Here is a 23,775-nt window from a genome sequence, read left to right as displayed (position 1 = left end):
CCGCCCTTCCCCGCTCCCCCGCCCCGGAGGCGCCGGGGTTCGAGTGGCTGGGGCCGCGAGGGCGGCCGAGGATGGAGGCGGGGCCGCCCGAGGGGCGGAACGGCATGAGAAGGGACGCCCTCCTCTGCTAGATTTGGACCCAGATTGGTCTATACCACAGGACCCCTTCCCAGCCCCTCACCAGATCGGCAGGCACAGCGTGGAAGTTGTCATCGTCAAGGACGCCGAGGCGGGCGGCGAGCTCATCGCGGACGGCATCGCCGACCTCCTGCGCCGCAAGCCCGACGCGCTGCTCGGCGTGGCCACGGGTTCGACCCCGCTGCCCGTCTACGCCGCCCTGACGGCCCGGGTCGAGGCGGGCTCCGTGGACGTCTCGCGGGCCCGGATCGCCCAGCTGGACGAGTACGTCGGCCTCCCCGCCGGGCACCCGGAGTCGTACCGCTCCACCGTGCTCCGGCAGGTCGTCGAGCCGCTCGGCCTCTCCCCCGACGCCTTCATGGGCCCCGACGGCTCCGCCGAGGACGTCCAGGCGGCCTGCGAGGAGTACGACCGGGCCCTGCGCGACGCCGGCGGCGTGGACCTGCAGATCCTCGGGATCGGCACCGACGGGCACATCGGCTTCAACGAGCCGTGCTCCTCGCTCGCCTCCCGCACCCGGATCAAGACGCTCACCGAGCAGACCCGGGTGGACAACGCGCGCTTCTTCGACGACGACATCGAGCAGGTCCCGCACCACGTCATCACCCAGGGGATCGGCACCATCCTGGAGGCCCGCCACCTGGTGCTGCTCGCCACCGGCGAGGGCAAGGCCGAGGCCGTGGCGCGGACCGTCGAGGGGCCGGTGGCGGCCCTCGTGCCGGCCTCCGCGCTCCAGCTGCACCCGCACGCCACGATCGTCGTGGACGAGGCCGCCGCCTCCCGGCTGAAGCTCGCGGACTACTTCCGGCACACCTTCGCCGGCAAGCCCGCCTGGCAGGGCATCTGATCCGCCCGCACCCCCGGTCGCGGCGCGGCGACGGCGCGAGGGGCCCGGCACCCGAACAGGTGCCGGGCCCCTCGTCGTACGGGTGCCGGAGCGGCGGTCAGGCGCCGGTCCCGACGACGGCCTCCGCGGCCGCGCGGCCGCAGACCCGGGCCGCACCGTGCGTGGCGATGTGCAGGGCCCCCCGGGGCTCCGCCTCGTTGAGGCCCATCTCGATCACGACGGTGTCGGGGCGGGCCGCGAGGAGACCGTCCAGGGCCTCGGTCATCCACGGGTGCCGGTGGGCGTCCCGTACGACCGCCACGACGCGGCGCTCCCCCGCGGCGGCGAGGACGGCGTCCACGGAGGACTCGCCGTACGACCCGGTCTCCGTGCCGGGGAGGAGGCGCTCCAGCTCCGCGGCGACGCCCCAGGGCGTCTCGTCGCCGACCGCGAAGTTCGCGACCGGGGTGAAGGAGGCCACGTAGGGGGCCTCGGTCACCGGCGCGTACGGCCGGTCGCCGCGGGTCACCCGGAGGGCCCGGCGGGCGGCGACCAGTCCGATGTCGGTGCCGGGCGCGGTCCCCTCCTGCACTGCCGCGCCCGGCACCGATCCAGCCCCCCTGGCCCGGTGCGACCTGGTCCAGGCCGCCAGGGCGCGCACGCGCGCCGCGGCGTCGGCCAGCCGCTCCTCGGGCAGTTCACCGGTCCGTACCGCGTCGACGAGCGCGTCGCGCAGCCGCAGTACGGTGTCCTCGTCGCACAGCCCGCCGCCGACGCAGATGGCGTCGGCGCCCGCGGCGATGGCGAGGACCGATCCGCGCTCGATGCCGTACGTCGCCGAGACGGCCCGCATCTCCATGCCGTCGGTGACGATCAGCCCCTCGAAGCCCAGCTCCTGGCGCAGCAGACCGGTGAGGATCTGCGGGCTCAGGGTGGCCGGGCGGTGGGGGTCGAGCGCGGACAGAAGGATATGCGCGCTCATGACCGCTTTGGTACCCGCGGCGACGGCCGAGCGGAAAGGTGCCAGCTCACGGGCGTGCAGTGTGGCGAGGTCCACATCGATCCGGGGCAGCGCGTCGTGGGAGTCCACGTTGGTGTCGCCGTGCCCGGGGAAGTGCTTCGTGCAGGCCGCGACCCCGGCGCCCTGGAGGCCCTCCACGTACGCCACGGTGTGCCGGGCCACCAGGTCCGGGTCGGCCCCGAAGGACCGGACGCCGATGACCGGGTTCTCGGCGTCGGAGTTGACGTCCGCCGAGGGCGCCCAGTTGAGGTCCACCCCGCACAGCGCGAGCCGGCGGCCGAGTTCGCGGGCCACGGCCCGGGTGAGCTCGACGTCGTCGACGCTGCCCAGCGCGTAGTTGCCGGGGAAGGAGGAGCCCTGCCGGACCTCCAGGCGGGTGACGTCGCCCCCCTCCTCGTCGATGGCGACGAGGACGTCGTCCCGCTCGGCCCTGAGCTGCGCGGTGAGCGCGGTGAGCTGCTCGGGGGTGGCGATGTTCCGGCCGAAGAGGCCGACCGACGACAGGCCCTCGCCGATGCGGCGGAGCAGCCAGTCGGGGGCGGTGGTGCCGGCGAAGCCGGGCTGGAGGACCGCGAGCGCGTCGCGCGTCAGGGTGTCCGAGCCTTGTACGAGTGTCGTCATGGGGAGCCGTTATCCCTTCACCGCGCCGGCGGTCATGCCGCCGACGGCCTTGCGCTGGACGAAGATGAAGACGATCAGCACGGGAAGCGCGAAGAGGGACGAGGCGGCCATGGTGGCGCCCCAGTCGCTGCCGAAGGCGGTCTGGAACTCGGTCAGCCAGCGCGTCAGGGTCTGCGACTCCCGGTCCTTGTTGAGCATCAGGATCATCGCGAACTCGTTCCAGGCCGTGATGAAGCCGAAGATCGAGGTGGACATCAGGCCCGGGGCGAGCAGCGGGAAGATGACCTTGCGGAACGCCTGGCCGCGGGTGCAGCCGTCGATCTGGGCGGCCTCCTCCAGCTCCACCGGAACGGCGGCGATGAAGCCGCGCAGGGTCCAGATGGTGAAGGGCAGGACCATCGCGAAGTAGATCGCGGTGAGCATCGGGATGCTGTTCAGCAGGTCGTTCTCGCGCGAGATCATGTACATCGCGATGACCATGACCTCCCAGGGGGCCATCTGCGCCATCATCACGACGAGGACGACGCCCTTGCGGCCCCTGAACCTCATACGGGCGAGGGCGAAGCTCGCGGCGAGGGCGACGAGCAGGGCCAGGAGCACGGCGCCGAGGGTGACGGTGAGGCTGTTGCGGACGTAGGTCCAGAACAGGTCGACCCCGGTGGAGGTGCCGTAGTTCTCCAGGGTCGGCTTGAAGAAGAAGACCGGGTCCTTCGTCAGGATCTCGTGCTGCGGCTTCAGCGAGGACGAGAACATCCAGTAGACGGGGAAGACGAAGACGGCCGCGACGACGAGCGCGGAGACGTTCTTGACGACCGTGCCGGCCGTGAGCTTCTTGCGGGTGCGCAGCTTCTGCGGAGCGGGGGCGGTGGTGCTCACAGCTCGTCCTCCTGCTTCAGGATCAGGCGGAAGTAGAAGGACATGATCGCGACCAGCATCACGATCGTGAGGACCGAGATGGCCGCGGCGGTGCCGTAGTGGAACTGGCCGACGCCCTCGATGTAGGCGAAGACGGGCAGGGTCTCCGAGGCGCGGTTGGGGCCGCCCAGGTTCATCGCGTAGACCTGCGTGAACGCCTTGAAGATCCAGATGATCTCCAGGAACGTGGTGATCATGAAGAAGGACCTGAGGTTCGGGAAGACCACGGACCAGAAGGTCCGCCAGCCGCTCGCGCCGTCCATCTTGGCCGCCTCGTACAGCTCGGTGCCGACGGTCGTCAGTCCGGCGTACATGTTGAGGGCGACGAACGGGACGGAACCCCAGACCAGCAGGATCAGGGAGATGGTGAGGGTCGAGAAGCCGGTCTCGAACCAGTTGTGCTGTTCGTAGCCGGAGAAGCCGAGCGTGCGCATCAGCCAGTTCGCGACGCCGAACTGCTCGTCGAAGAGCCAGCGGAAGACGGTCACGGAGGCGACGATCGGCATGGCCCACGCCAGGACGAGGGACAGCGAGAGCAGCAGCCGCATCTTCTTGCCCAGGCGGTCGAGGAGCAGACCGACGCCGGTGCCGATGGCCATGATGAGCAGGACGTTGACGGCGGTGAAGACGGCGGAGCGGAGGGCGACGGACCAGAACTGCGAGTCGCCCAGCAGGTCGGCGTAGTTGTCGAAGCCCGTCCACACCGTCTCGCGGGTGATGAACTCCTTCCGGTTGAGCGTCTGGAAGGAGAGGATCACATTGCGGCTCAGCGGATAGAGGAGCAGTCCGGCCATCGCGATCAGGGCCGGCGCGACGAGCAGGTACGGCAGCAGCCCGCTGGGCAGGGAGCGTCTCCCGCGCGAGGGCTGAAGGACTTCCTTCGGGCCGGAAGGAGCCGGCGGGGGAGTCTGAGACGTCCCTGCCGCCCTTCCGGGCGCGTCCTGGGTGACGGCGGCCGCCGTCCCCGGGGAGTCCACGGTCATGGTCTTATTCCTCGCGGTCTTGGGGCTCCCGCGCCCACCGGGTCGTGGCCCCGGGGAGGGGGCCACGGGTCACTGCGGAACCCCGGTGGCGCGGCCGGCCCGAGACCGGCCGCGCCACCGGGGTCACGGAATCACTTCTGGTTGATGCGCTCGTTGATGACCCTGTCGGCGGCCTCGGCGGCGGCCTTGGCGTCCTCGCCCTTCAGGACCTTGCTCATGTAGTCCTTGATCGGGTTCGGGGCGGTCTCGACGTTCGCCCAGCCCGGGGTCACCGGGGTGACCTTGCCGGAGACGGCGGAGGCGGCCATGGCCTCGGCGAAGGATCCGGGGGCCGGCTTGAACTGCGCGGCGTCGGTGTTCGGAAGCAGCGCGCCCTCGGTGGCGGCGGCGTACTTCGTCATGTACTCCTTGCCGGCGGCGAGGGCCAGCCACTCCTTCGCGAGGTCCTTGTTCGGGGAGCGCTCGGCGATGGCGAGGTTCGAGCCGCCGAGGAAGACGGAGCCCGGCTTGTCGGCGGTCTTGCCCGGGATCGGGAAGTAACCGAAGTCGGCCGTCTTGCCGGCCTTCTTCATGGCGTCGATCGCGCCGCCGGCCTCCCAGCCGAGACCGATCCAGGACGCCACGCCACCCTTGGGGATGACGTCGGTGGACTGCTGCGGGGTCGCCTCGTCCTTGTCCTTCGGAGCGGTGGAGTAGGACGCCAGCTCCTTGTAGAAGTTCACGGCGTTGACGGCCTCGGGGGAGGACAGGTTGCCCTTCCACTTGTCGCCGTCCTTGACCGCGAGGTCGCTGCCCTCGTCCCAGACGAGACCGGCGAGGACGTACCAGGACTGGCCGGGCAGGTAGATCGCCTGCGTCTTCGGGTCGGACGCCTTGAGCTTCTTCAGGCCCTCGATCCACTCGGCGCGGGTCTTCGGCGGGGTGACGCCGGCCTTCTTGAAGGCGGCCTTGTCGTAGACGACGACGCGGTTGGCGGCGTACCAGGGGGCGGAGTAGAGCTTGCCGTCCAGCTCGTTGGAGGCGACCATCCCCTTGTTCCAGCCGTCGTAGCCGAGCTTGGCCTTGTCGGCGGTCAGGTCGGCGAGGCCGCCGGTGACCGCGTAGCCGGCGGTCTGGGTGTTGCCGAGCTCCAGGACGTCCGGCGGGGTGTCCTCGGAGAGGGCGGTGGTGACCTTCTCCTGGATGCCGTTCCAGACCTGCTTCTCGACCTTGACCTTGACGCCGGGGTGCTTGGCCTCGAACGCCTTGTTGACCTCGGCCATCCAGGTTTCGGGCGCCGAGCCGTCCATGACCCAGACGGTCAGGGTCTTGTCGCCCCCGGCCTTGCCCTTGTCGCCGTCCTTGGCCTTGCCGCTGTCGGAACCACATGCAGCGATGGAGACCATCATGCCCGCGACGCCGATCGCCGCGATGAGCTTGCGCTTCACGCCACCCTCCTCAGGGATGCCTGCAACCCCCCTGCCCACCGCGCGAAGACATACGTCGGGTATTGCTCGTGGGGCTGGGACCTGGTCCTTAATGGTTTAGACCAGTACCCGGAGCTTGGCCTAGACCTTTTTGGGTGTCAAGGGTGCGCAAGACGGGTATGAGCGTCCGTTACCGGACCGACACCTGGTCCGCGTCCGGCCGGGCCGCCGCGTGCGCCCCGGCGGACCGGAGGGCCCCTCCCGCCCCGCCGGGAGAAGCCTCCCACTTCCCGGCCCGAATGGCCTAGACCAACGGGGCACAGCGCGGTGTATAAGAAGCAGGGAACGCCTCCTCCTCGCCGAAGCGGCACGTATCGGCAGGAGAAACCGTGGTGGCACAGGAAGCGTGCCACCATGTGAGCCGCGACAGACGGAGGAGCCGGTGACGGCAACAGCACAGGAGTCGGGAAGGCAGGCCATGGCCACGGAGGCGGGCAGCACGGAGACAGAGAGCGGGACACCCACCCGCACCGCGCGCGTGCCCAAGTACTACCGGCTGAAGCGGCACTTGCTCGACATGACGGAGACCCTGCCGCCCGGTACGCCGGTCCCGCCGGAACGGACCCTCGCCACCGAGTTCGACACCTCGCGCACCACCGTGCGCCAGGCGCTCCAGGAACTGGTCGTCGAGGGACGGCTGGAGCGCATCCAGGGCAAGGGCACCTTCGTGGCCAAGCCCAAGGTCTCCCAGGCCCTTCAGCTCACCTCGTACACCGAGGACATGCGCGCCCAGGGCCTGGAGCCCACCTCGCAGCTCCTCGACATCGGCTACGTCACCGCCGACGACACCCTCGCCGGGCTGCTCGACATCACGGCCGGCGGCCGGGTGCTCCGCATCGAGCGCCTGCGGCTCGCCAGCGGGGAGCCGATGGCGATCGAGACCACCCACCTGTCCGCGAAGCGCTTCCCGGCCCTGCGCCGCTCGCTCGTCAAGTACACCTCGCTCTACACCGCGCTCGCCGAGGTCTACGACGTGCACCTCGCCGAGGCCGAGGAGACCATCGAGACCTCCCTCGCCACCCCGCGCGAGGCGGGGCTGCTCGGCACGGACGTGGGCCTGCCGATGCTGATGCTCTCCCGCCACTCCCTGGACGCGCGGGGCGAGCCGGTCGAGTGGGTCCGGTCCGTCTACCGCGGCGACCGGTACAAGTTCGTGGCACGGCTCCGGCGCCCCCACGACTGAACGCACCCACGACACCGAACGGCCGCGCCCCCGGGTGCGGCCGTTCGGCGTTTCCGGAAGCCGCGCCGCCCGCACCGGAGGCCGCCGGGGACGTGCCCGGCGCCCGGCACCTTCCGCCTGGCAGGAACGTGACAGCCCCGGGCAACGCGCTGGTGGAAGGCGTGCGCCGGGTGGGCCCGGGCCCTGTCCCCAAACTGCCACGCGGTTGGCGCCAGCCGTTCCCCGGTGACAGGCCGCTCCCCCGCGGGCCAGTCTTGGACGTGTCGAAGCCGCCCGGCAGAGTCCGGGAGCGGCCCCGGGGAAACCCCGCACCTCCTCTCGTTCCGCGCCGTCCGGAAAGGTGATCCCGCCATGCCCAGCAACGCCCGTTCCGTCACTTCCGCTCGTTTTCGGGTCCGTTCCGTCCTCGCCCTGCTCGTCCCCGCGGCGGCCGCGCTGGCCTTCGCCCTCGTGTCCCAGCCGGCGGGCACCGGCACGGCGGACACCGCCGCCGGGGGCGTCGTGACGACGGCCGGAAGCGCCGGTGACAGCGGCGACGGGTTCTCCTGGGGCTGATCACCATCTACCTCGTCGGCATCTCGATGAGGGCACCGGACGACGACTCCGCACCGGACGCCGTCCCCCCACCGGCCCCGTCCGCCGCCCTCCTCGTCGAGACGCTGCACCGACTCGCCCGGCCGCAGGACCGCTTCGACTCCGCACGGGCCCTGGTCCTCGGCCGGTCGGTCCGGCTGGCCCTGTACATCCGGGGCCCCGACGAGGTCGAGGCCGTCGGCCGCGCGCTGCTGCTCTGCCGGCTCCTCCTCGGGCACTCCCCCGAACTCTCCCGACACCGCATCGCGGACTTCCGGCTCCTCTGAAGGCCCCGCCGCCCGCCCACGTCCCCGGACCCGGCGCGGTCCACCGCCCCGGACGTCCCCGTCACAACCGAGGAACCCCCATGCCCAGGGCCCGCCCCACCGTGTCCGTCATCATTCCCAACTACAACTACGAGAAGACCCTGCGCGCCTGCCTCGCCTCGGTCCTCGCCCAGACCCACGCCCCCCTCGACGTCATCGTCGTGGACGACGCCAGCACCGACCGGTCCCGGGACATCGCCCGCGAGTTCGGCGTCGTCCTCATCGCCCACCCCCACAACCGCGGGGTGTCCGCCGCCCGGAACGCGGGAGCCGCCGCCGCCCGGGGCGAGGTCCTCTTCTTCCTCGACTCCGACACCGCGCTCCACCCCGAGGCCCTGGCCCACGCCGCCGACATGCTCCGCGACGACCCCGGGCTCGGCTGCGTCCACGGCGTCCTCGACCCCGAGCCCCTCTTCGACGACGGGCCCGTGGAGCGCTACCACGCGCTGCACGCCCACTTCTGGCGCCGGCGCGCCGCCGGCGAGGTCCGTACCGCCTTCTTCGCCCTCGGCGCGATCCGCAGGGAGGTCTTCGAGGAGACCGGCCCCTTCGACGAGAACCTCCGGGACTCGGAGGACGTCGAGTACAGCGGCCGGCTCGTCCGCTCCCACCGGATCGTGATGACCGGGGCGATCCGCGGCCGGCACGACGACGTCGACCGGCTCGGCGCGATGCTCAAGGAGCAGTACCGGCGCTCCCAGCTGCTGATCGCCGCGCTCGGGCAGATGCGGGAGGGCGGCCTCACCGCGAACCGGCCGCTCGGCGTCCTCGCGGCCGCGCTGACGCTCCCCACCCTCCTCCTCGGCCTCCTCTCGCCCTGGCTGCTGCTCGTCCCCGCCCTGTGCGCGGCGCTCTTCGCCTGTGCCGACCCGGGCCTGAGCCGGTTCGCGCTGCGGACCCGGGGACCCGGGTTTCTCCTGTACTTCACCGCCGTCCACTTCGTGCTGCACCAGGCGATCGTCCTCGGCGCGGCGCGCGGCGCCGTCCGCTGGCTGACCGAGCCGGACTTCGGGCCGAGCGTCCGGCGCCGCCCGGGGACGGCGCCGGCGGCCTCCCCCACGACCCCCGCGTGACACCCGCCCGCCCCGGCCCGTACGCCCGCCCCAGACCCCTGCACGGCCCCGACCCGTACACCCGCCCCAGACCTCCGTACGATCCCGTCCACAGGAGTCCGCTCATGGCCACGCCCGTGCTCACCGGCAGAGAGACACCGACGGCCCGCCCGCCTGCCTCCCCTCCTCCCGGCCGCATCGCCGACCTCGTCTCCCTCGTCCGCCCGGGACAGTGGACGAAGAACGCGGTCGTCGTCCCCCTCGGTCTGCTCGCCGCCCCCCGCCCCGACGGCGGCGTGCTGGGCGGCACCCTGGCAGCGGTCTGCGTCTTCACCCTGGCGTCCGCGCTGGTCTACCTGGTCAACGACATCGGGGACCGGGACCGGGACCGGCGCCACCCGGAGAAGCGGCACCGGCCGATCGCCGCCGGCCGCACGGGCGTCGCCACCGCCGTCTCCTTCGCCGCCCTCCTGGCCGCGCTCCTCGCGGCGACGGCCGGCCTGACCGTGCTCACCGGTGCGGTCGCGCCCGCCGACTGGTGGCCGGTCGCCGCGTACCTCGTGCTCAACGCCGCGTACAGCAAGGGACTGAAGCACGTCCCGCTGCTCGACGTCTTCATCGTCGCCCTCGGCTTCGTCCTGCGCCTCGTCCAGGGGTGCCTGGCCGCCGGGAACCCGGTGCCGAACTGGCTCGCGCTCTGCGTCCTCTCCTTCTGCCTGCTGCTGATCCTGGGCAAGCGGCGCCACGAGATGGCGGTCGGCGGGGTGCTGCACCGGCCCGCCCTGCGCGGCTACACCCTCGGCTTCCTCGACCAGCTGCTCGTCTTCACGGCCGTGCTCACCGCCGTCAGCTACGTCCTGCAGATCCAGACCGCCCCGGCCTTCGGGACGCACGGTCCGCTGGTCGCGGTGCTCACCGCCCCGTTCGCCTTCTTCGGCCTCGCCCGCTACCTCCAGCTCATCGTGGTGGACTCGGGCGGCGGGAACCCCTCGCGGGCCCTGTTCCGCGACCGGGCGACCGTCTCCAACGCCCTGCTCTGGATCGTGCCGCTGGCCGGCGCGTGGCTGTTCGGCCAGGCCGGCCCATGGCGGTGACGACCACGACGGCCCCCACCCCGGGGACCACCCCCGAACCCACTTCCGGGACCGGCCCGCGGTCCACCCCCGAGACCGCCCCCGCGCCCCCGGCGCGGCGCGGCCCCCTGCGCCGCGCCCTGTCCGTCCTCTTCCCCGTCGCGGTCGTCACGGGCGTCGGATTCGCCCTGTACGACCGGGCCGGCGAGCTCGCCGGGCTCGTCCTGCGGCCGGCCTCCGTCCCGTACCTGCTCGGGGCGCTCGCGGCCAACGCCCTCGCCGTCCTCTTCTCCATGGCCACCTGGCGGACGCTCCTGTCCGACCTGGGGCCCGGAACACCCGGGCGGACCGCCACCCGGATCTACTTCACCTCCTACCTCGGCAAGTACGTGCCGGGGGCCGTCTGGGGCGTCCTCGCCCAGGTGCGGATGGGCGGTGCGGCCGGGGTGCCCGCGCCGGTCGTCCTCGCCGTCTTCCTCCTCAACCTGGTCGTGGCCGTCCTCACCGGCCTCGCCCTCGGCCCCCTCGCCGCGCCCTGGACGCTCGGTGCCGAGGCGTGGTGGCTGGTGCTGCCGGGCGCGGTCGTCCTGGCCTGGGCCGTCCGGCCCGCGCTGCTCCACCGCCTCGTCTCCCGCGCCGCCCGGCAGGTCCGCAGGCCCGCCCCGGCGGCCCGGGCCAGCGACCGGGGGACGCGCAGGGCGCTCGCCTCCGCCACCGCCTCCTGGGCGGTCTCGGGACTGCACCTGTGGGCGCTGGCCGTGATGCTCGGCGCCCCGCCGCTGACCGCGCTGCCGGTCTGCGTGGGCGGCTTCGCCCTGGCCACCGCCGCCGCCAGCCTCGTGGTGGTGCTGCCGGACGGCTGGGGCGCCCGGGAGGGCCTGCTGCTCCTCTCCCTGACCGCCGTCCTGCCCTGGCAGGAGGCGACCGCCGCCGCGGTCGCCAGCCGGCTGGTCTGCACCCTCAGCGAGGTCCTGGTCGGGGGCGCCGCCCTCCTCCTGACCCTCCCCCGCCGCCCGGCACCCGTCCCCGGCTGACCCCCACCGACACGAAGGAGTCCCCATGTCTCCGCTGTACTCCGTCGACGACTGCGAGTCGATGACGGTCAAGCAGGTCCACGGCCTGTACAAGGACCACGTCAACAAGAGCCAGGTCTCCCTGATGACCTCCTTCGGCTTCGGCCAGGAGCTGGTCGAGAGCGCGGAGGGCGTCTGGATCACCCAGCGCGACGGCCGCCGCGTCCTGGACTTCACCGGCGGCGTCGGGGTCCTCAACCACGGCCACAACCACCCCCGGATCCTCGCCGCCCGGCAGCGCTTCCAGGAACGCAGGAGCATGGAGGTCCACAAGACCTACTTCTCGCCCTACATAGCGGCGCTCGGCCACAACCTGGCGGAGCTGCTGCCCGGCGACCTGAACATGTCCTTCTTCCCCAACTCCGGCGCGGAGGCGGTCGAGGGCGCGGTCAAGCTGGCGTACAAGTACCACGGCGGCCGGCGCTCCCGGGTGCTGCGGGCCGACATCTCCTTCCACGGCAAGCTGCTCGGTTCGGGCAGCCTCACCGGCCAGAACCAGTCCACCTTCCAGTTCCCCGGCATCCCGGGCGTGGGGGTCTTCCGGTACGGGGACCTGGACTCGGTCCGGCGGCTGGTCGCCGAACTCCGCACCGACGGGGGCGGGTCGGACGTGTACGCGATCCTCGTCGAGCCGCTGTCGGCGTCCACGATGAACGAGTGCCCGGAGGAGTTCCTGCGCGGGCTGCGGGAGCTGTGCACGGCCGAGGACATCGTGCTGCTCTTCGACGAGATCTACACCGGCTGGGGCAAGACGGGCACCCTCTTCCACTTCATGCGCTACGAGGGCCTGGTCCCCGACATCGTCACCACCTCGAAGTCCTTCGGCGGCGGCAAGTCCTCCATCTCGGCCTTCGTCGCCCGCGAGCCGCTCTTCCGCAAGGCGTACGACAACCTCACCGACGCCCTGCTGCAGTCCACCTCCACCACCTACTACGGCTTCGGCGAGGAGGCGGTCACCGCCATCGAGGCCGTCAACGTGGCCGTCGAGGACGACTACCCGGCCCGCGCCCGGGCCCTCGAGCGGGTCCTCGCCCCCGGCCTGGAGCGGATCGCCAAGGAGCACCCGGACGTGGTGGCCGAGGTGCGCGGGCACGGCGCGCTGCACGGCGTCTTCCTGCACAAGGGCCCGAAGGTCCTGGAACTGGTGACGAAGCTGGCGCCGGGCGCGGTGACCAAGGACCCGCGCTTCCTCACCAAGCTCGTCACCTCGTCGGTGGTCAACGCCCTCTACCGGGACCACGGCGTCTACACGTACTACACGCTCAACGGCGACAACCCGCTGATGGTCGCGCCCTCGCTGGTCGCCGAGCCGCACGAGGCCGAGTTCTTCCTGGACTGCCTCGACAAGACCCTCGCGCAGGGTCTCCCCCGTCTGCTCGCCCGTTTCGTCAAGGAGAAGGTGTCGTCGCTGTGGTAGAGCGCATCGTGGTCACCGGCGGTGCCGGAATGCTCGGATCGACCCTGATCGAGCGGCTGCTCGACGACGGGCGGCAGGTGCACTGCGTGGACCTGCGGGCACCGCGCACGGAGCACCCGGACCTGACGCACACGGTCGCGGACGTCCGGGACGCCGTGGCGATGAAGCGGGCCACGGCCGACGCGGCCGTGGTGGTGCACTGCGCCGCCGCCCTGCCCAGTTATCCGGCCGACACCATCCGCTCGGTGATCGTCGGCGGGACGGAGGCGGTCCTGACCGCCGCCGAGGCGAACGCCGTCCCCCGGGTCGTGCACATCTCCTCGACCGCCGTCTACGGCCTGCCGAAGACGGTGCCGACGCCCGAGGAGCACCCGCGCGAGCCGGTCGACACCTACAGCGCCGCCAAGGCGGAGGCCGAGGAGGTCGCGGAGCGCTTCCGGGCCCGGGGGACGTGCGTGCCGATCCTGCGTCCCAAGACCTTCCTGGGGCCCGGCCGGATGGGGCTCTTCGCGATGCTCTTCGAGTGGGCGGAGGAGGGCCGGAACTTCCCGGTGCTCGGCCGGGGCGACGTCCGCATCCAGATGTTCGACGTGGCCGACCTGGTCGACGCGGTCGTGACCGCCATGGACGCGCCGGCCGGGCGGGCCGACGACACCTTCAACCTGGGCGCCACCGAGTTCGGCACGATACGCGAGGACTTCCAGGCCGTCCTGGACGCGGCCGGACACGGCAAGCGGGTCCGGTCGATGCCCGCGAGGCCCGCGCTCGCCGCGCTCGGCCTGCTCCAGCGCTCCGGCCTCTCCCCGGTCTACGGGCGGCTGCTGCACAAGCTGCTCGACCACAGCTTCGTCTCCACCGACAAGGCCCGGGACGTGCTCGGCTTCCGGCCGGAGCACTCCAACCAGGACGCGATCCTGCGCACCTTCGCCTGGTGGCGCGAGCAGCGGCACACGGCCGCCGGCGCCCGCCCCGCGAAGAGGAGCGAGGGCGTCACCAGTGTCGAACCGTGGCGGCAGGGGGCCCTCTCCCTCGCCAAGGTCCTCTTCTAGGAGTCCCGCCCACCATGTCCTCCCCCGCGCCCTCCCCCACGTCCCCGTCCCCCGGCGACCGCCCCCTGGTCTCCGTCGTCGTCCCCAACTACAACTACGGCCGTTCGATCGGCCTGTGCGTCGAGGCCGCCCTCGCGCAGACGTACCCGAACATCGAGGTCGTCGTCGTGGACGACTGCTCCACCGACGACTCGGCGGCGGTCGCCGCCGCGGCCGGCGCCCGGGTGGTCTCCACCGGCGTCAACAGCGGGGTCGCGGTCGCCCGCAACCTCGGGGCCGAGCTCTCCTCCGGCGAGATCCTCGTCTTCCTCGACTCCGACGTGGCCATGCACCCGGACGCCGTCGAGAAGTCGGTCGCCCTCCTCGCCTCCGGGCGGGGGTACGGCGCGATCTGCGGCACCTACGAGCCGGAGCCGCTGATCCGGGACAGCCTGATCGAGGAGTACCGCTCGCTCCAGCAGTACTACCTGCTCCTGCGGTCCGAAGGGGTCATCGACACCGTCCACACCGCGATCCTGGCGATGCCCCGGCACGTGTTCGAGGAGGTGGGACCGTTCAACCCGGCCCTGCGGCACACCGAGGACCAGGACTACGGACGGCGGATCTCCGAGCGGTACACGGTGCTCAGCTCCCTGGAGGTGCGCGGTCGGCACGACCACGACGACACCCTGCGGATCGTCCTGGGCAAGGTCTTCGCCCGGGCCCGGCTCGCCGTGCCGCTGATCCTGGGCCGCCGGGCGCTCCAGGGCGGTTTCGTCACCGGCCCGCGCGCCGGTGCCAGCCTCGCCGCGCCGCTGGCGGTGACCGCGCTGGCCGCTCCGGTGCTGGGAGGGCCGGTGTGGGCACTGCTTCCGCTCGCACTGTTCGCGCTCGGGGTCCTGGGCGACCTGGACATGTACCGGGTGGTGCGGAAGCACCGGGGACGTCCGTTCCTGGCGTACTTCGTGGCGGTCAACTTCCTGGTGAACCTGACGGTGTTCGCGGCGATCGGGGTAGCGGGCGCGCAGTGGCTGTGCTCGAAGCGGTTCCGTCACCTGTACGACCCGCGGCCGCGTCCCGACCGCCGGCCGGTGGCGGAGGCGGTGGCCTCCCGTGGCTGACACGCTCGTGCCGGAGGCCGCGCCGGAGGCCGCGCCGGAGGCCCCGGCCCGGCCCCAGCCCCCGCCCCGGCGCCGGCGCCGCCGGAACGGGATCGTCCTGGGAGCGGCCCTCGCCTGGCTCGCGCTGCTGCTCGTGGAGTGGGCGGCGGACGGACGGATCTGGCTCGGGCACCTGGTGGGCATCGTGCCCCCGGCCGCCTTCGCCCTGGTCCCCCTGGGTCTCGCGGCCCTCGCCCCGCTCGCCCGGGGCGCCGCCCGCCGGCGGAGCCTCGCCGCCGCCGCGCTCGCCCTCCTGGCGGGCTTCGGGCAGTCGGGCTTCGCCCCCGCCGCGCTGTGGCGGCCGGAACCGGCGCCCGGCCCGGACTCCGTACGGGTCTTCGCCTGGAACACCAACTCGTGGAACCAGCTCCTGGGCACGCGGGACCACTTCTACGCCTTCCTGAGGTCGAAGGACGCGGACGTATACCTGCTGCACGAGTACCAGCACGTGACCGCCGACCGGAAGGGAAGGCTGCCGATCGACGACCTGGCGCGGCTGCGCCGGGAGTTCCCCGGGTACGGGATCGCGGTCCGGGGCGAGCTGGTGACGCTCTCCCGCTTCCCGGTCCTGCGGCAGCCGGCCGTGGGCCCGGCCCGGGACGTGCCGCCGGGCGCGGACTGGCCGGCGGAGTACCGGGAGAACAAGGTACTGCGGACGGACGTCCTGGTCGGGGGGCGGGTGGTGTCGTTCTACAACGTGCACATGCCCGTGTGGAACAGCATGCCGGACGGGCTCCTCTCGTCCGCCTTCTACCGGCACATGCGGGAGCGGTTCGCCCCGCGCCGGGCGCAGTACGCCGGCCTGGAGGCGGACCTGGCGGCCAACCGCAACCCGGTGGTGGTGGCCGGCGACTTCAACGCGACGCCCGCGATGTCGGACCTCGACCCGCTGCGGGAGCGCCTCTCGGACGCGGCGGAGGTGAGCACCGACCCGTACCCCACGAGCTGGGAGGAGGGCGGCTGGAAGCCCTTCTGGCGGACCGACTGGGCGTTCACGGGGAACGGGGCGAAGGCCGTGCGGTACGAGTTCGGCGAGCCGCAGAAGCTGTCCGACCACGCGGTGCAGGACCTGTGGGTGTCCCTGCCGGGGAGCGGGTGAGACCGTGCCGTACGGCGCCGTCGGCTGGGCCGCCGTCCTCTGGACGGTGTTCCTCGCCCTGCACCTCGCGCTCAACGGGCGCTGGTGGCCCTGGCTCGCGGTCTCGCTGCTGCCGCCGCCCGTCTTCGCCGCCGTTCCGCTGGGCCTGCTCGCCGCCGCCGCGGTCACCGGGGCGTGGGGGGCGGGCGCGCTCGCCGCGGCCTGTCTCCTGGCGGGCTGGCCGCAGAACGGGATCAACGCGCGGGCGCTGCTCCTCCGGCCCGCCGACGACGACGGCGACGGGGTGCGCCTGGTGTCCTGGAACACCCAGCACTGGAACCAGGGCGGCGACCCCGACCGCTTCTACGCCTTCCTGACGTCGATGGACGCGGACGTGTACGTCCTGCAGGAGTACCTGAACGGCTTCGAGGGCGGCGAGGTCTGGGACATCGACGACGGGGAGCGGCTGCGGGCCGCGTTCCCGGACCACCACCTCTGCGTGGGCAACAACTCCGTGACGCTGTCCCGGTTCCCGCCCGCCGGCCCGCCCGTGCCGGTCGGCGCCTGTTCGCTCCGGGTGGACCTGCGGGCCGGGGACGCCGGAGACGGGGACGGGGTCCTGTCGACGTACAACGTGCACATCCCGGTGCAGCTGACCGTGACGAGCCCGCTGCGCCCGGCCTTCTTCCGGGACATGCGGCGCCGGGCGGCGGCCCGTGACCGCGAGTACGCGGCGCTCGTCGCCGACCTGCGGGACAACCCGCATCCGGTCCTGGTGACCGGGGACTTCAACACCAGTGCGGCCATCGGGGACATCCGCCGGATGCCCCGGTCGCTGCGCGACGCGATCGGCGCGTGCCGCTCGCTCTGCCCGGCCAGCTGGAACGCCCGAGCCCGGCTGCGGCTGTGGCGGATCGACTGGGCCTTCGCCGGTGGCGGCGTGCGGGTCGGCTCGTACCGCTTCCGCGACGCGGAGGGCCTGTCGGACCACCTGGTCCAGGAGCTGACCGTCACCGCACCGACCGTACGAGAGAGAGGGAAGAACTGATGGAGTACACGGACCTGGGCGGTTCCGGGGGTCCCCGCGTGAGCACGCTGTGCCTGGGCACCCTGCCGTTCGGCACCCGGATCGACGAGGCCACGGCCTTCGCCGTCCTCGACCGCTTCCACGAGGCCGGCGGCACCTTCGTCGACACCGCGAACACCTACGCCTTCTGGGAGCCGGGCGCGACCGGCGCCGAGAGCGAGCGGGTCATCGGGCGGTGGATGCGCAGCCGGGGCGTACGGGACGGGATCGTGCTCGCCACCAAGGTCGGCGCGCTGCCGGACCCGCCCGGTTCGGCGTGGCCGGAGTGCGCGGAGGGCCTGTCGGCCCCGGTGGTCCGCCGCCAGGTGGAGGAGAGCCTGCGGAACCTGGGCACGGACCGGATCGACCTGTACTACGCGCACATCGACGACCGGAGGACCCCGGTCGCCGAGACGATGGGCGCGTTCGGCGAGCTGGTGGCGGCCGGGAAGATCGGCCGGGCCGGCTGTTCGAACTTCGCCGCCTGGCGGATCGAGGAGTCGCGGGGCGCGGCGGTGGCGGCCGGGGTGCCGGACTACGCGGCCGTGCAGCAGCGGTACACCTATCTGCGGCCGCGTCCGGGGGCGGACTTCGGGGTGAACCCGCACGCCTCGGAGGAGCTGCTCGACTACCTGGGGACGCGGCCGGAGCTGACGTTCACGGCGTACACGACCCAGCTGACGGGCGCGTACACCGACCCCGGCAAGGAGATCCCGGAGCAGTACCGGCACGCGGGTTCGGAGCGGCGCCTGAAGGTGCTCGCGGAGGTCGCGGCGGAGCTGGGGGCGACCGCGAACCAGGTGGTCCTGGCCTGGGCGCTGGGCGGCGGGCCGCCGGTCCTGCCGATCGTCGGGGCGAGTTCGACGGCGCAGCTGGACGAGTCGCTCGGCGCGGTGGGGCTGCGCCTCCCGGCGGAGTTGCGGGAGCGGCTCGACGATGCCGGCTGAACCGCTGGGCCGGGCGGGCGGGTTCGCGCTGCGGCACCGGGCGGCGACCGGTGCGGTGTGGCTCCTCGTTCTGCTGCTCGGCGGGGTGGCGTCGGTGGCCGGCCTGGACCGTCTCGACCAGTCCTTCACCGCGTCCGGAGGGCCGGGACACCACGCGAACCGGGCGGTCCACGAGCGGTACGGGAACGGGGCCGCCGTCGCCCCGCTGGTCGCGGTCGTGACCTGGCCGGCGGCCGCGGACGTACGGGACCGGACCGCGGGCGAACGGTTCGCGGACGCGCTCGCGGCCTCGGCGGGCCGGGGTGCGCGGACGGTCTCGTACGCGGACACGGGCGACGAGGGGTTCCTCGGTGCGGACGGCCGGACCGTGTACGCGCTGGTGTACCCGGGGGCGGGGGAGCCGGACCTGGCGGGGCTGGCGGCGGTGGAGGGGACGGCGGGCGCGCTGCGCGCGGGGCTCCGGTCGGCACTGCCGGAGGCCCGGGTCGAGGTGACGGGGGTGCTGCCGCTCCAGCACGACAGCGCCCTCGCGGGGCCGGGCGCGGCGGCCCTCGTGGCGAAGGCGGTCTGCGCGCTGGGGCTGCTGGTCCTGCTCGCGCTCGCGTTCCGCTCGGCGCGGGGGGTCCTGGCGCCGCTGCTGCTCGCGGCAGTGACCTCGGCGGGGGCCCTGGTGCTCGTGGAGGCGGCGGCCTGGTTCACCGGGGTGAGTTTCGTCGTGGTGTACCTGGTCCCGGTGACGGCCCTGGTGGTGGCGGTCCACCGCTGGGCCCAGCCGCCGGGCGCCGGCGCCCGGTCCGCGGTGACGGGCGGCGCGGCGGGGGCGGCGGCGTTCGCCGTCCTGGCGCTCTTCCCGGCCTCCTTCCTGCGTTCGATCGGGATCGCGGGGGTGGCGGTGTGCCTGGTGGGCACCGCGGCGGCGCTGACGCTGGTTCCGGTGCTGCGGTCGGTGACGCGGCCGGCGCCCCCGGGGGCGGCTCCGGTGCCGCGGCCGGCGGCCCGGGAGTCCCGTCCGGTACGGGGCGTCCCCGCCGTCCCGCGCCCGCTCGCCGCGGCCGGTCTCGTCCTGCTCGTCCTGCTGGCCGGCGCGGCCACCCAGCTGCGGGTGGGCAATCCGGAGGCCCGTGCCCTGGTGGCGGGCGGTCCGGCGCGGGACGGTCTGGACCGGCTCGGGGCGGCCGGGGTGCCCTCGGGGGTGCTGAACCCGCTGGAGGTCCTGGTGCCCGGGGACGCCGACCCGGAGGCGGTGGCCGCGCGGGCGGCCCGGGTGCCGGGGGTGCTGCTCGCGGTGGCTCCGGGCTCCGCCGGGTGGCGTCGTCCCGGCGCGGCCCTGGTCGTGGTCGTCCCGGTGGCGGAGCCGATGACGGCGGCCGGCACGGGGACGGTGACGGCGCTGCGTTCGGCGCTCGCCGGTTCCGGCGCGCTGGTGGGCGGTTCGGGCGTGGTGGACCTCGATCTGGTGGAAGGGGTGTACGGACTGCTGCCGTACGCGGTTCCGGCGGCGGCTCTGGCGGCGTTCGGGGTGCTCGTCCGCCGGTCGCGGGCGCCGGCGGCGGCGCGATCGGTGCTCGGGGCGCTCCTCGCTGCGGGGGCCTCCACGGGGGGCCTCGTGGTGGTGTGGCAGTGGGGTCCGGCGGACACGGGGGCGGTGACCGGCTGGGTGCCGCTCGTGGTGGGGGCCTTCGCGTTCTGCGTGTCCCTGGAGCGTTCGGCGGCCTCGGCGGCGGGCGGCCCCCGGGGGGCGGGTCCGGTGGCGGCGGGCGCGGGCGCGCTCGCGGTGCTCGCGATCGGGATCGGCCCCCAGGTCGAACTCGCCCTGCTGGTCTCCGGGTTCGCGATGGCGGCGGTGGGCGACGCGCTGACCTGCCGGTTGTGGGTCCGGTCGTCGGCGGGACGGTGGCCCGTACACCGGCGTTCACCCCAATTGGTCTAGACCTGGACCCTTTACCCCTCTAGCATCGACGACCGCGATCACGAACGCGTTCGGTCGTGCGACGGAACGTGACGAGGGGGAGAGAGTCATGCTGGAGGCGCTCGGCATAAAGGAGTCGACGGAGGCCGTCTACCGCCTGCTCCTGAAGCGGCCCGAGTACGACGTGACGGAGGTGGCGGCCCATCTGGGCCGCTCCGAGGAGGAGGTCCGCGAGGCGCTCGCCTGCCTCGCGGACCTCAAGCTCGTGCTGATGGACGACGTCTCGGGCGAGGTCGAGCCCTCCAGCCCCGACATCAGCTTCTCCTTCCTCCTCTCCCGCGCCGAGGCCGAACTGAGCAGGCGAAGACGCCAGGTGGAGCGGGCCGGCCGGGCGGTGGACGGCATCCTCGCCTCGTACGCGGGCCTGCCCCGGCGCTCCCGGCCCGACGTCGTGGACCGCATCACCGGCCTCGACGAGGTCCGCGAACGGCTGGAGGGCCTCGCGGCGAACGCCCGCACCGAGTGCCTCTCCCTGCTCCCCGGCGGGGCCCAGCTCCCCGACACGATGGACGCGAGCCAGCCGCTCGACCAACTCGCCCTGGAGCGCGGGGTGAGGATCCGCTCGATCTACCAGGAGAGCTTCCGCAACGACCCGCCGACCGTCGACTACGTGCGCTGGTACTGCGACCTCGGCGGCGAGGCACGGACCGTGCCCGTGGTCCCGATGCTCATGGTGATCGTCGACCGCGAGGCCGCGCTCGTCCCCCTCGACCCGGAGGACGGACGCGCGGGCGCCCTCGAAGTGCGCAGCCCCGGCCTGGTCCACGCGCTCGTGGTGCTCTTCGACCGCCTGTGGGACGCGGGCACCGCCTTCGGCGAGAGTCCGCGCCGCGACGAGCACGACCTCTCCCCCCAGGAACGGGAGCTGCTCATGCTCCTGGGCATCGGCTGCACGGACGACATCGCCGCCCGCCGCCTGGGCATCTCGCTGCGGACCGTCCGCCGGATGAGTTCGGAGCTGATGGGCCGGCTGGGCGCGCGCAGCCGGTTCGAGGCGGGGGTGCGGGCGGCCAAGGAGGGCTGGCTCTGACACCTGCCGCGTCCGTCCTCACCACACCTCCACCGACGCGTCGCATCCGTTATGCGGACGGGGGTTCCCTGCCACGGACGCGTCCCCTAGATTTCCCCACCACCACCGAGGTGATCAGCGAGGGGACGGAATCGCCATGCCAGAAGCGGCACGCGGGAAAACACCACACGAGGAAGCGGCACCGGTACGGCAACCGGTCGTCACCCCCCTGCGGGTGGTGATCGCGCTCTGCCTCGTCGCCCCGTTCGTGGCGATGCTCTGGGTGGGTTCCTACGCGAAGGTGGAGCCGCTCTTCGCCGGCATCCCCTTCTTCTACTGGTACCAGATGCTCTGGGTGCTGGTCTCCACCGTGCTCACCATGATCGCGTACAAGCTGTGGCAGCGGGACCAGCGGTCCCGCAGGGGAGGTGACGCGCGATGAAGGACGGCGTGAACGGCGTGGCGCTCGGCGTCTTCGTCTTCTTCTTCCTGGCCGTCACGGTCATGGGCTTCCTGGCGGCCAAGTGGCGCAAGGCCGAGAACGAGCACAGCCTCGACGAATGGGGCCTCGGCGGCCGGTCGTTCGGCACCTGGGTGACGTGGTTCCTGCTCGGCGGCGACCTCTACACGGCGTACACCTTCGTCGCCGTCCCCGCGGCCATCTACGCGGCGGGCGCGGCCGGCTTCTTCGCCGTCCCGTACACGATCCTGGTGTACCCGCTGATCTTCACCTTCCTGCCCCGCCTGTGGTCGGTGTCGCACAAGCACGGGTACGTCACCACCTCCGACTTCGTCCGGGGCCGCTTCGGCTCCAAGGGCCTGTCGCTCGCGGTGGCGGTCACCGGCATCCTCGCCACCATGCCGTACATCGCGCTCCAGCTCGTCGGCATCCAGGCCGTCCTGGACGTGATGGGCGTCGGCGGCGGCGAGACCACGCACTGGTTCGTCAAGGACCTGCCGCTGCTGCTCGCCTTCGGCGTCCTCGCGGCGTACACGTACTCCTCGGGCCTGCGCGCCCCCGCGCTCATCGCCTTCGTCAAGGACACCCTGATCTACCTCGTCATCGCGGTGGCGATCATCTACATCCCGATCAAGCTGGGCGGCTTCGACGAGATCTTCGCCAAGGCGGGCGAGGCGTTCGCGCAGACCAACCCGGCGACCGGCAAGCCGCGCGGCGCGCTCGTCCCCGGCGAGGCCGGCCAGTGGACGTACGCGACGCTCGCGCTCGGCTCCGCGCTCGCGCTCTTCATGTACCCGCACTCCATCACGGCGACCCTGTCGTCCCGGAGCCGCGAGGTCATCCGCCGCAACACCACGATCCTGCCGCTGTACTCGCTGATGCTGGGCCTGCTCGCGCTGCTCGGCTTCATGGCGATCGCCGCCGGGATCAAGGTGAAGAACGGCCAGCTCGCCATCCCGCAGCTCTTCGAGACCATGTTCCCGGACTGGTTCGCGGGCGTCGCGTTCGCCGCGATCGGCATCGGCGCGCTCGTCCCGGCCGCGATCATGTCGATCGCCGCGGCCAACCTCTTCACCCGCAACATCTACAAGGACTTCATCAGGCCGGACGCGACCCCGGCCCAGGAGACCAAGGTCTCCAAGCTGGTCTCCCTCCTGGTGAAGGTCGGCGCGCTCGTCTTCGTCCTCACCATGGACAAGACGGTCGCGATCAACTTCCAGCTCCTCGGCGGCATCTGGATCCTGCAGACCTTCCCGGCCCTGGTCGGCGGCCTGTTCACCCGCTGGTTCCACCGCTGGGCGCTGCTCGCGGGCTGGGCGGTCGGCATGGTCTACGGCACGGTCGCCGCGTACGGCGTCGCCAGCCCGACCCAGAAGCACTTCGGCGGCTCCTCCGCCGAGATCCCGGGCATCGGCGAGATCGGCTACATCGGTCTCACCGCCTTCGTCCTCAACGTCCTGGTCACCGTGGTCCTCACCTTCGTCCTCAAGGCCGTCAAGGCCCCCGAGGGCGTGGACGAGACCTCGCCGTCCGACTACACGGCGGACGCCGGCGACCCGGGCGTGAAGGCCGAGATGGAGAAGACCACCGCGCCGACGCACTGACCTCGCGCGCGTACGACGGGCCCGGGGGCCTCCGCCGGAGACCCCCGGGCCCCGCCGCGTCCCCGGCGGGCACACTGCACCCATGGACTTCACGATCAGGGCGGTACGGCCCGAGGAGTACGAGGCGCTCGGCGAGCTGACCGGGCGCACCTATCTGGACGACGGACTGCTGAAGTACGGGGCCGAGGACTCCTACCTGGAGGTGCTGCGGGACACCGCGCGGCGGGCCCGCGAGAGCGAGGTCCTCGTCGCGGAGGACACCGGGACCGCGGCGGGCCGGATCGTCGGCGGGGTGACCTTCGCCCGGGGCGGCACGCCGTGGGCCGACATCGCCGTGGAGGGCGAGGCCGAGTTCCGGATGCTCGTGGTCGCCCGGGAGGCCCGCGGCCGGGGCATCGGGGAGGCGCTCGTACGGGCCTGTACCGACCGGGCGCGGGCCCTCCCGGGGTGCGCCCGGATCGTGCTCTCCACGGACGCCGTGATGGTCTCCGCGCACCGGATCTACGAGCGCCTGGGCTTCGTCCGCACCCCGCACCGGGACTGGGAGCCGATCCCCGATCACCCGCTGCGCACCTACTCCTTGGAGTTCTGAGCCTCCCCTCCGCCCCCGGGGTGACACAACATGTGGGGGGTGCCACGAGCGGCGCCCCCCACATGTATGCTCGTCCTCGCTGTCGACGCAGGGGAATCCGGCGCGAATCCGGAACTGTCCCGCAACGGTGTGCTTCGTGCTGTTTCGTCCGGAGCGAGTCCGAGCACCTGCCGTCAGCGCGCCCGGTCCGTCCGG

The 23,775-nt window shown here is 72.8% G+C and carries 22 protein-coding genes and 1 riboswitch; of the genes, 18 read left to right on the top strand and 4 right to left on the bottom strand.

Annotated features, from left to right (window positions below):
- The first annotated feature begins 199 nt into the window (after positions 1-199).
- The gene (nagB, locus tag ACZ6AQ_RS14900; protein WP_388698226.1) at positions 200-985 is read left to right on the top strand and encodes a glucosamine-6-phosphate deaminase; all 786 of its coding nucleotides are present in this window, start codon (positions 200-202) and stop codon (positions 983-985) included.
- Positions 986-1,082: 97 nt separating this feature from the next.
- Here nagB and ACZ6AQ_RS14895 read toward each other — a convergent pair whose 3' ends face one another.
- The 4 genes from ACZ6AQ_RS14895 to ACZ6AQ_RS14880 form a co-directional block, all read right to left on the bottom strand.
- Positions 1,083-2,606 carry a glycoside hydrolase family 3 protein gene (locus ACZ6AQ_RS14895; RefSeq protein ID WP_468760175.1) on the bottom strand — a complete coding sequence of 508 codons (1,524 nt, stop codon included), beginning with the start codon at positions 2,604-2,606 and terminating at the stop codon, positions 1,083-1,085.
- A 9-nt stretch (positions 2,607-2,615) separates the two neighbouring features.
- Entirely contained in the window at positions 2,616-3,482 is an 867-nt protein-coding gene (locus ACZ6AQ_RS14890) for a carbohydrate ABC transporter permease (protein WP_468760174.1), read from the bottom strand.
- Positions 3,479-4,504 (bottom strand): carbohydrate ABC transporter permease, encoded by a 1,026-nt coding sequence (locus tag ACZ6AQ_RS14885; RefSeq protein ID WP_468760173.1) that lies wholly within the window; start codon positions 4,502-4,504, stop codon positions 3,479-3,481. The genes ACZ6AQ_RS14890 and ACZ6AQ_RS14885 overlap by 4 nt, the downstream gene beginning before the upstream one ends.
- A gap of 131 nt (positions 4,505-4,635) precedes the next feature.
- Complete coding sequence (locus tag ACZ6AQ_RS14880) at positions 4,636-5,931, bottom strand: extracellular solute-binding protein (protein WP_468760172.1); 1,296 nt, start codon at positions 5,929-5,931, stop codon at positions 4,636-4,638.
- A 457-nt stretch (positions 5,932-6,388) separates the two neighbouring features.
- Between ACZ6AQ_RS14880 and ACZ6AQ_RS14875 the strand changes: the two genes are divergently transcribed.
- From ACZ6AQ_RS14875 to ACZ6AQ_RS14795, 17 genes are all read left to right on the top strand, one after another.
- Entirely contained in the window at positions 6,389-7,153 is a 765-nt protein-coding gene (locus tag ACZ6AQ_RS14875) for a GntR family transcriptional regulator (RefSeq protein WP_468760236.1), read from the top strand.
- Between the two features lie 351 nt (positions 7,154-7,504).
- Positions 7,505-7,708 carry a hypothetical protein gene (locus ACZ6AQ_RS14870; RefSeq protein ID WP_468760171.1) on the top strand — a complete coding sequence of 68 codons (204 nt, stop codon included), beginning with the start codon at positions 7,505-7,507 and terminating at the stop codon, positions 7,706-7,708.
- Positions 7,709-7,734: 26 nt separating this feature from the next.
- Positions 7,735-8,013: a hypothetical protein gene (locus tag ACZ6AQ_RS14865; protein WP_468760170.1), complete on the top strand. Its 279-nt coding sequence runs from the start codon at positions 7,735-7,737 to the stop codon at positions 8,011-8,013.
- An 80-nt stretch (positions 8,014-8,093) separates the two neighbouring features.
- Complete coding sequence (locus ACZ6AQ_RS14860) at positions 8,094-9,125, top strand: glycosyltransferase family 2 protein (RefSeq protein WP_468760169.1); 1,032 nt, start codon at positions 8,094-8,096, stop codon at positions 9,123-9,125.
- 104 nt (positions 9,126-9,229) lie between these two features.
- Positions 9,230-10,198, top strand: a complete 969-nt coding sequence (locus ACZ6AQ_RS14855; RefSeq protein ID WP_468760168.1) for a UbiA prenyltransferase family protein — start codon at positions 9,230-9,232, stop codon at positions 10,196-10,198.
- A complete protein-coding gene (locus tag ACZ6AQ_RS14850) occupies positions 10,189-11,211 on the top strand; it encodes a lysylphosphatidylglycerol synthase domain-containing protein (protein WP_468760167.1) in 1,023 nt (340 codons plus the stop codon). Before ACZ6AQ_RS14855 ends, ACZ6AQ_RS14850 begins: the two co-directional genes overlap by 10 nt.
- Before the next feature lie 25 nt (positions 11,212-11,236).
- Positions 11,237-12,667, top strand: coding sequence for an aspartate aminotransferase family protein (locus ACZ6AQ_RS14845; RefSeq protein ID WP_468760166.1), 1,431 nt, complete (start codon positions 11,237-11,239; stop codon positions 12,665-12,667).
- A complete protein-coding gene (locus tag ACZ6AQ_RS14840) occupies positions 12,661-13,716 on the top strand; it encodes an NAD-dependent epimerase/dehydratase family protein (protein WP_468760165.1) in 1,056 nt (351 codons plus the stop codon). The genes ACZ6AQ_RS14845 and ACZ6AQ_RS14840 overlap by 7 nt, the downstream gene beginning before the upstream one ends.
- Before the next feature lie 14 nt (positions 13,717-13,730).
- Complete coding sequence (locus ACZ6AQ_RS14835) at positions 13,731-14,816, top strand: glycosyltransferase family 2 protein (protein ID WP_468760164.1); 1,086 nt, start codon at positions 13,731-13,733, stop codon at positions 14,814-14,816.
- The gene (locus ACZ6AQ_RS14830) at positions 14,809-15,954 is read left to right on the top strand and encodes an endonuclease/exonuclease/phosphatase family protein (RefSeq protein ID WP_468760163.1); all 1,146 of its coding nucleotides are present in this window, start codon (positions 14,809-14,811) and stop codon (positions 15,952-15,954) included. The genes ACZ6AQ_RS14835 and ACZ6AQ_RS14830 overlap by 8 nt, the downstream gene beginning before the upstream one ends.
- A gap of 4 nt (positions 15,955-15,958) precedes the next feature.
- Complete coding sequence (locus tag ACZ6AQ_RS14825) at positions 15,959-16,981, top strand: endonuclease/exonuclease/phosphatase family protein (protein ID WP_468760162.1); 1,023 nt, start codon at positions 15,959-15,961, stop codon at positions 16,979-16,981.
- Positions 16,981-17,946: an aldo/keto reductase gene (locus ACZ6AQ_RS14820; RefSeq protein WP_468760161.1), complete on the top strand. Its 966-nt coding sequence runs from the start codon at positions 16,981-16,983 to the stop codon at positions 17,944-17,946. Before ACZ6AQ_RS14825 ends, ACZ6AQ_RS14820 begins: the two co-directional genes overlap by 1 nt.
- A complete protein-coding gene (locus ACZ6AQ_RS14815) occupies positions 17,936-19,876 on the top strand; it encodes an MMPL family transporter (RefSeq protein ID WP_468760160.1) in 1,941 nt (646 codons plus the stop codon). Before ACZ6AQ_RS14820 ends, ACZ6AQ_RS14815 begins: the two co-directional genes overlap by 11 nt.
- 88 nt (positions 19,877-19,964) lie before the next feature.
- Entirely contained in the window at positions 19,965-20,945 is a 981-nt protein-coding gene (locus ACZ6AQ_RS14810; protein ID WP_468760159.1) for a LuxR C-terminal-related transcriptional regulator, read from the top strand.
- A 136-nt stretch (positions 20,946-21,081) separates the two neighbouring features.
- The gene (locus tag ACZ6AQ_RS14805; RefSeq protein ID WP_468760158.1) at positions 21,082-21,366 is read left to right on the top strand and encodes a DUF3311 domain-containing protein; all 285 of its coding nucleotides are present in this window, start codon (positions 21,082-21,084) and stop codon (positions 21,364-21,366) included.
- Positions 21,363-22,988 (top strand): monocarboxylate uptake permease MctP, encoded by a 1,626-nt coding sequence (mctP, locus tag ACZ6AQ_RS14800; protein ID WP_468760157.1) that lies wholly within the window; start codon positions 21,363-21,365, stop codon positions 22,986-22,988. The genes ACZ6AQ_RS14805 and mctP overlap by 4 nt, the downstream gene beginning before the upstream one ends.
- 82 nt (positions 22,989-23,070) lie before the next feature.
- On the top strand, positions 23,071-23,580 hold the full coding sequence (locus tag ACZ6AQ_RS14795) for a GNAT family N-acetyltransferase (RefSeq protein ID WP_468760156.1): 510 nt from the start codon (positions 23,071-23,073) through the stop codon (positions 23,578-23,580).
- A gap of 62 nt (positions 23,581-23,642) precedes the next feature.
- A riboswitch (cobalamin riboswitch) is annotated at positions 23,643-23,769 on the top strand.
- The last annotated feature ends 6 nt before the right edge of the window (positions 23,770-23,775 follow it).

The organism is Streptomyces sp. NPDC041191 (assembly GCF_055591945.1).
Note: the sequence above shows the minus strand (reverse complement) of the source record. Positions and strands in the feature narration are given on the sequence as shown.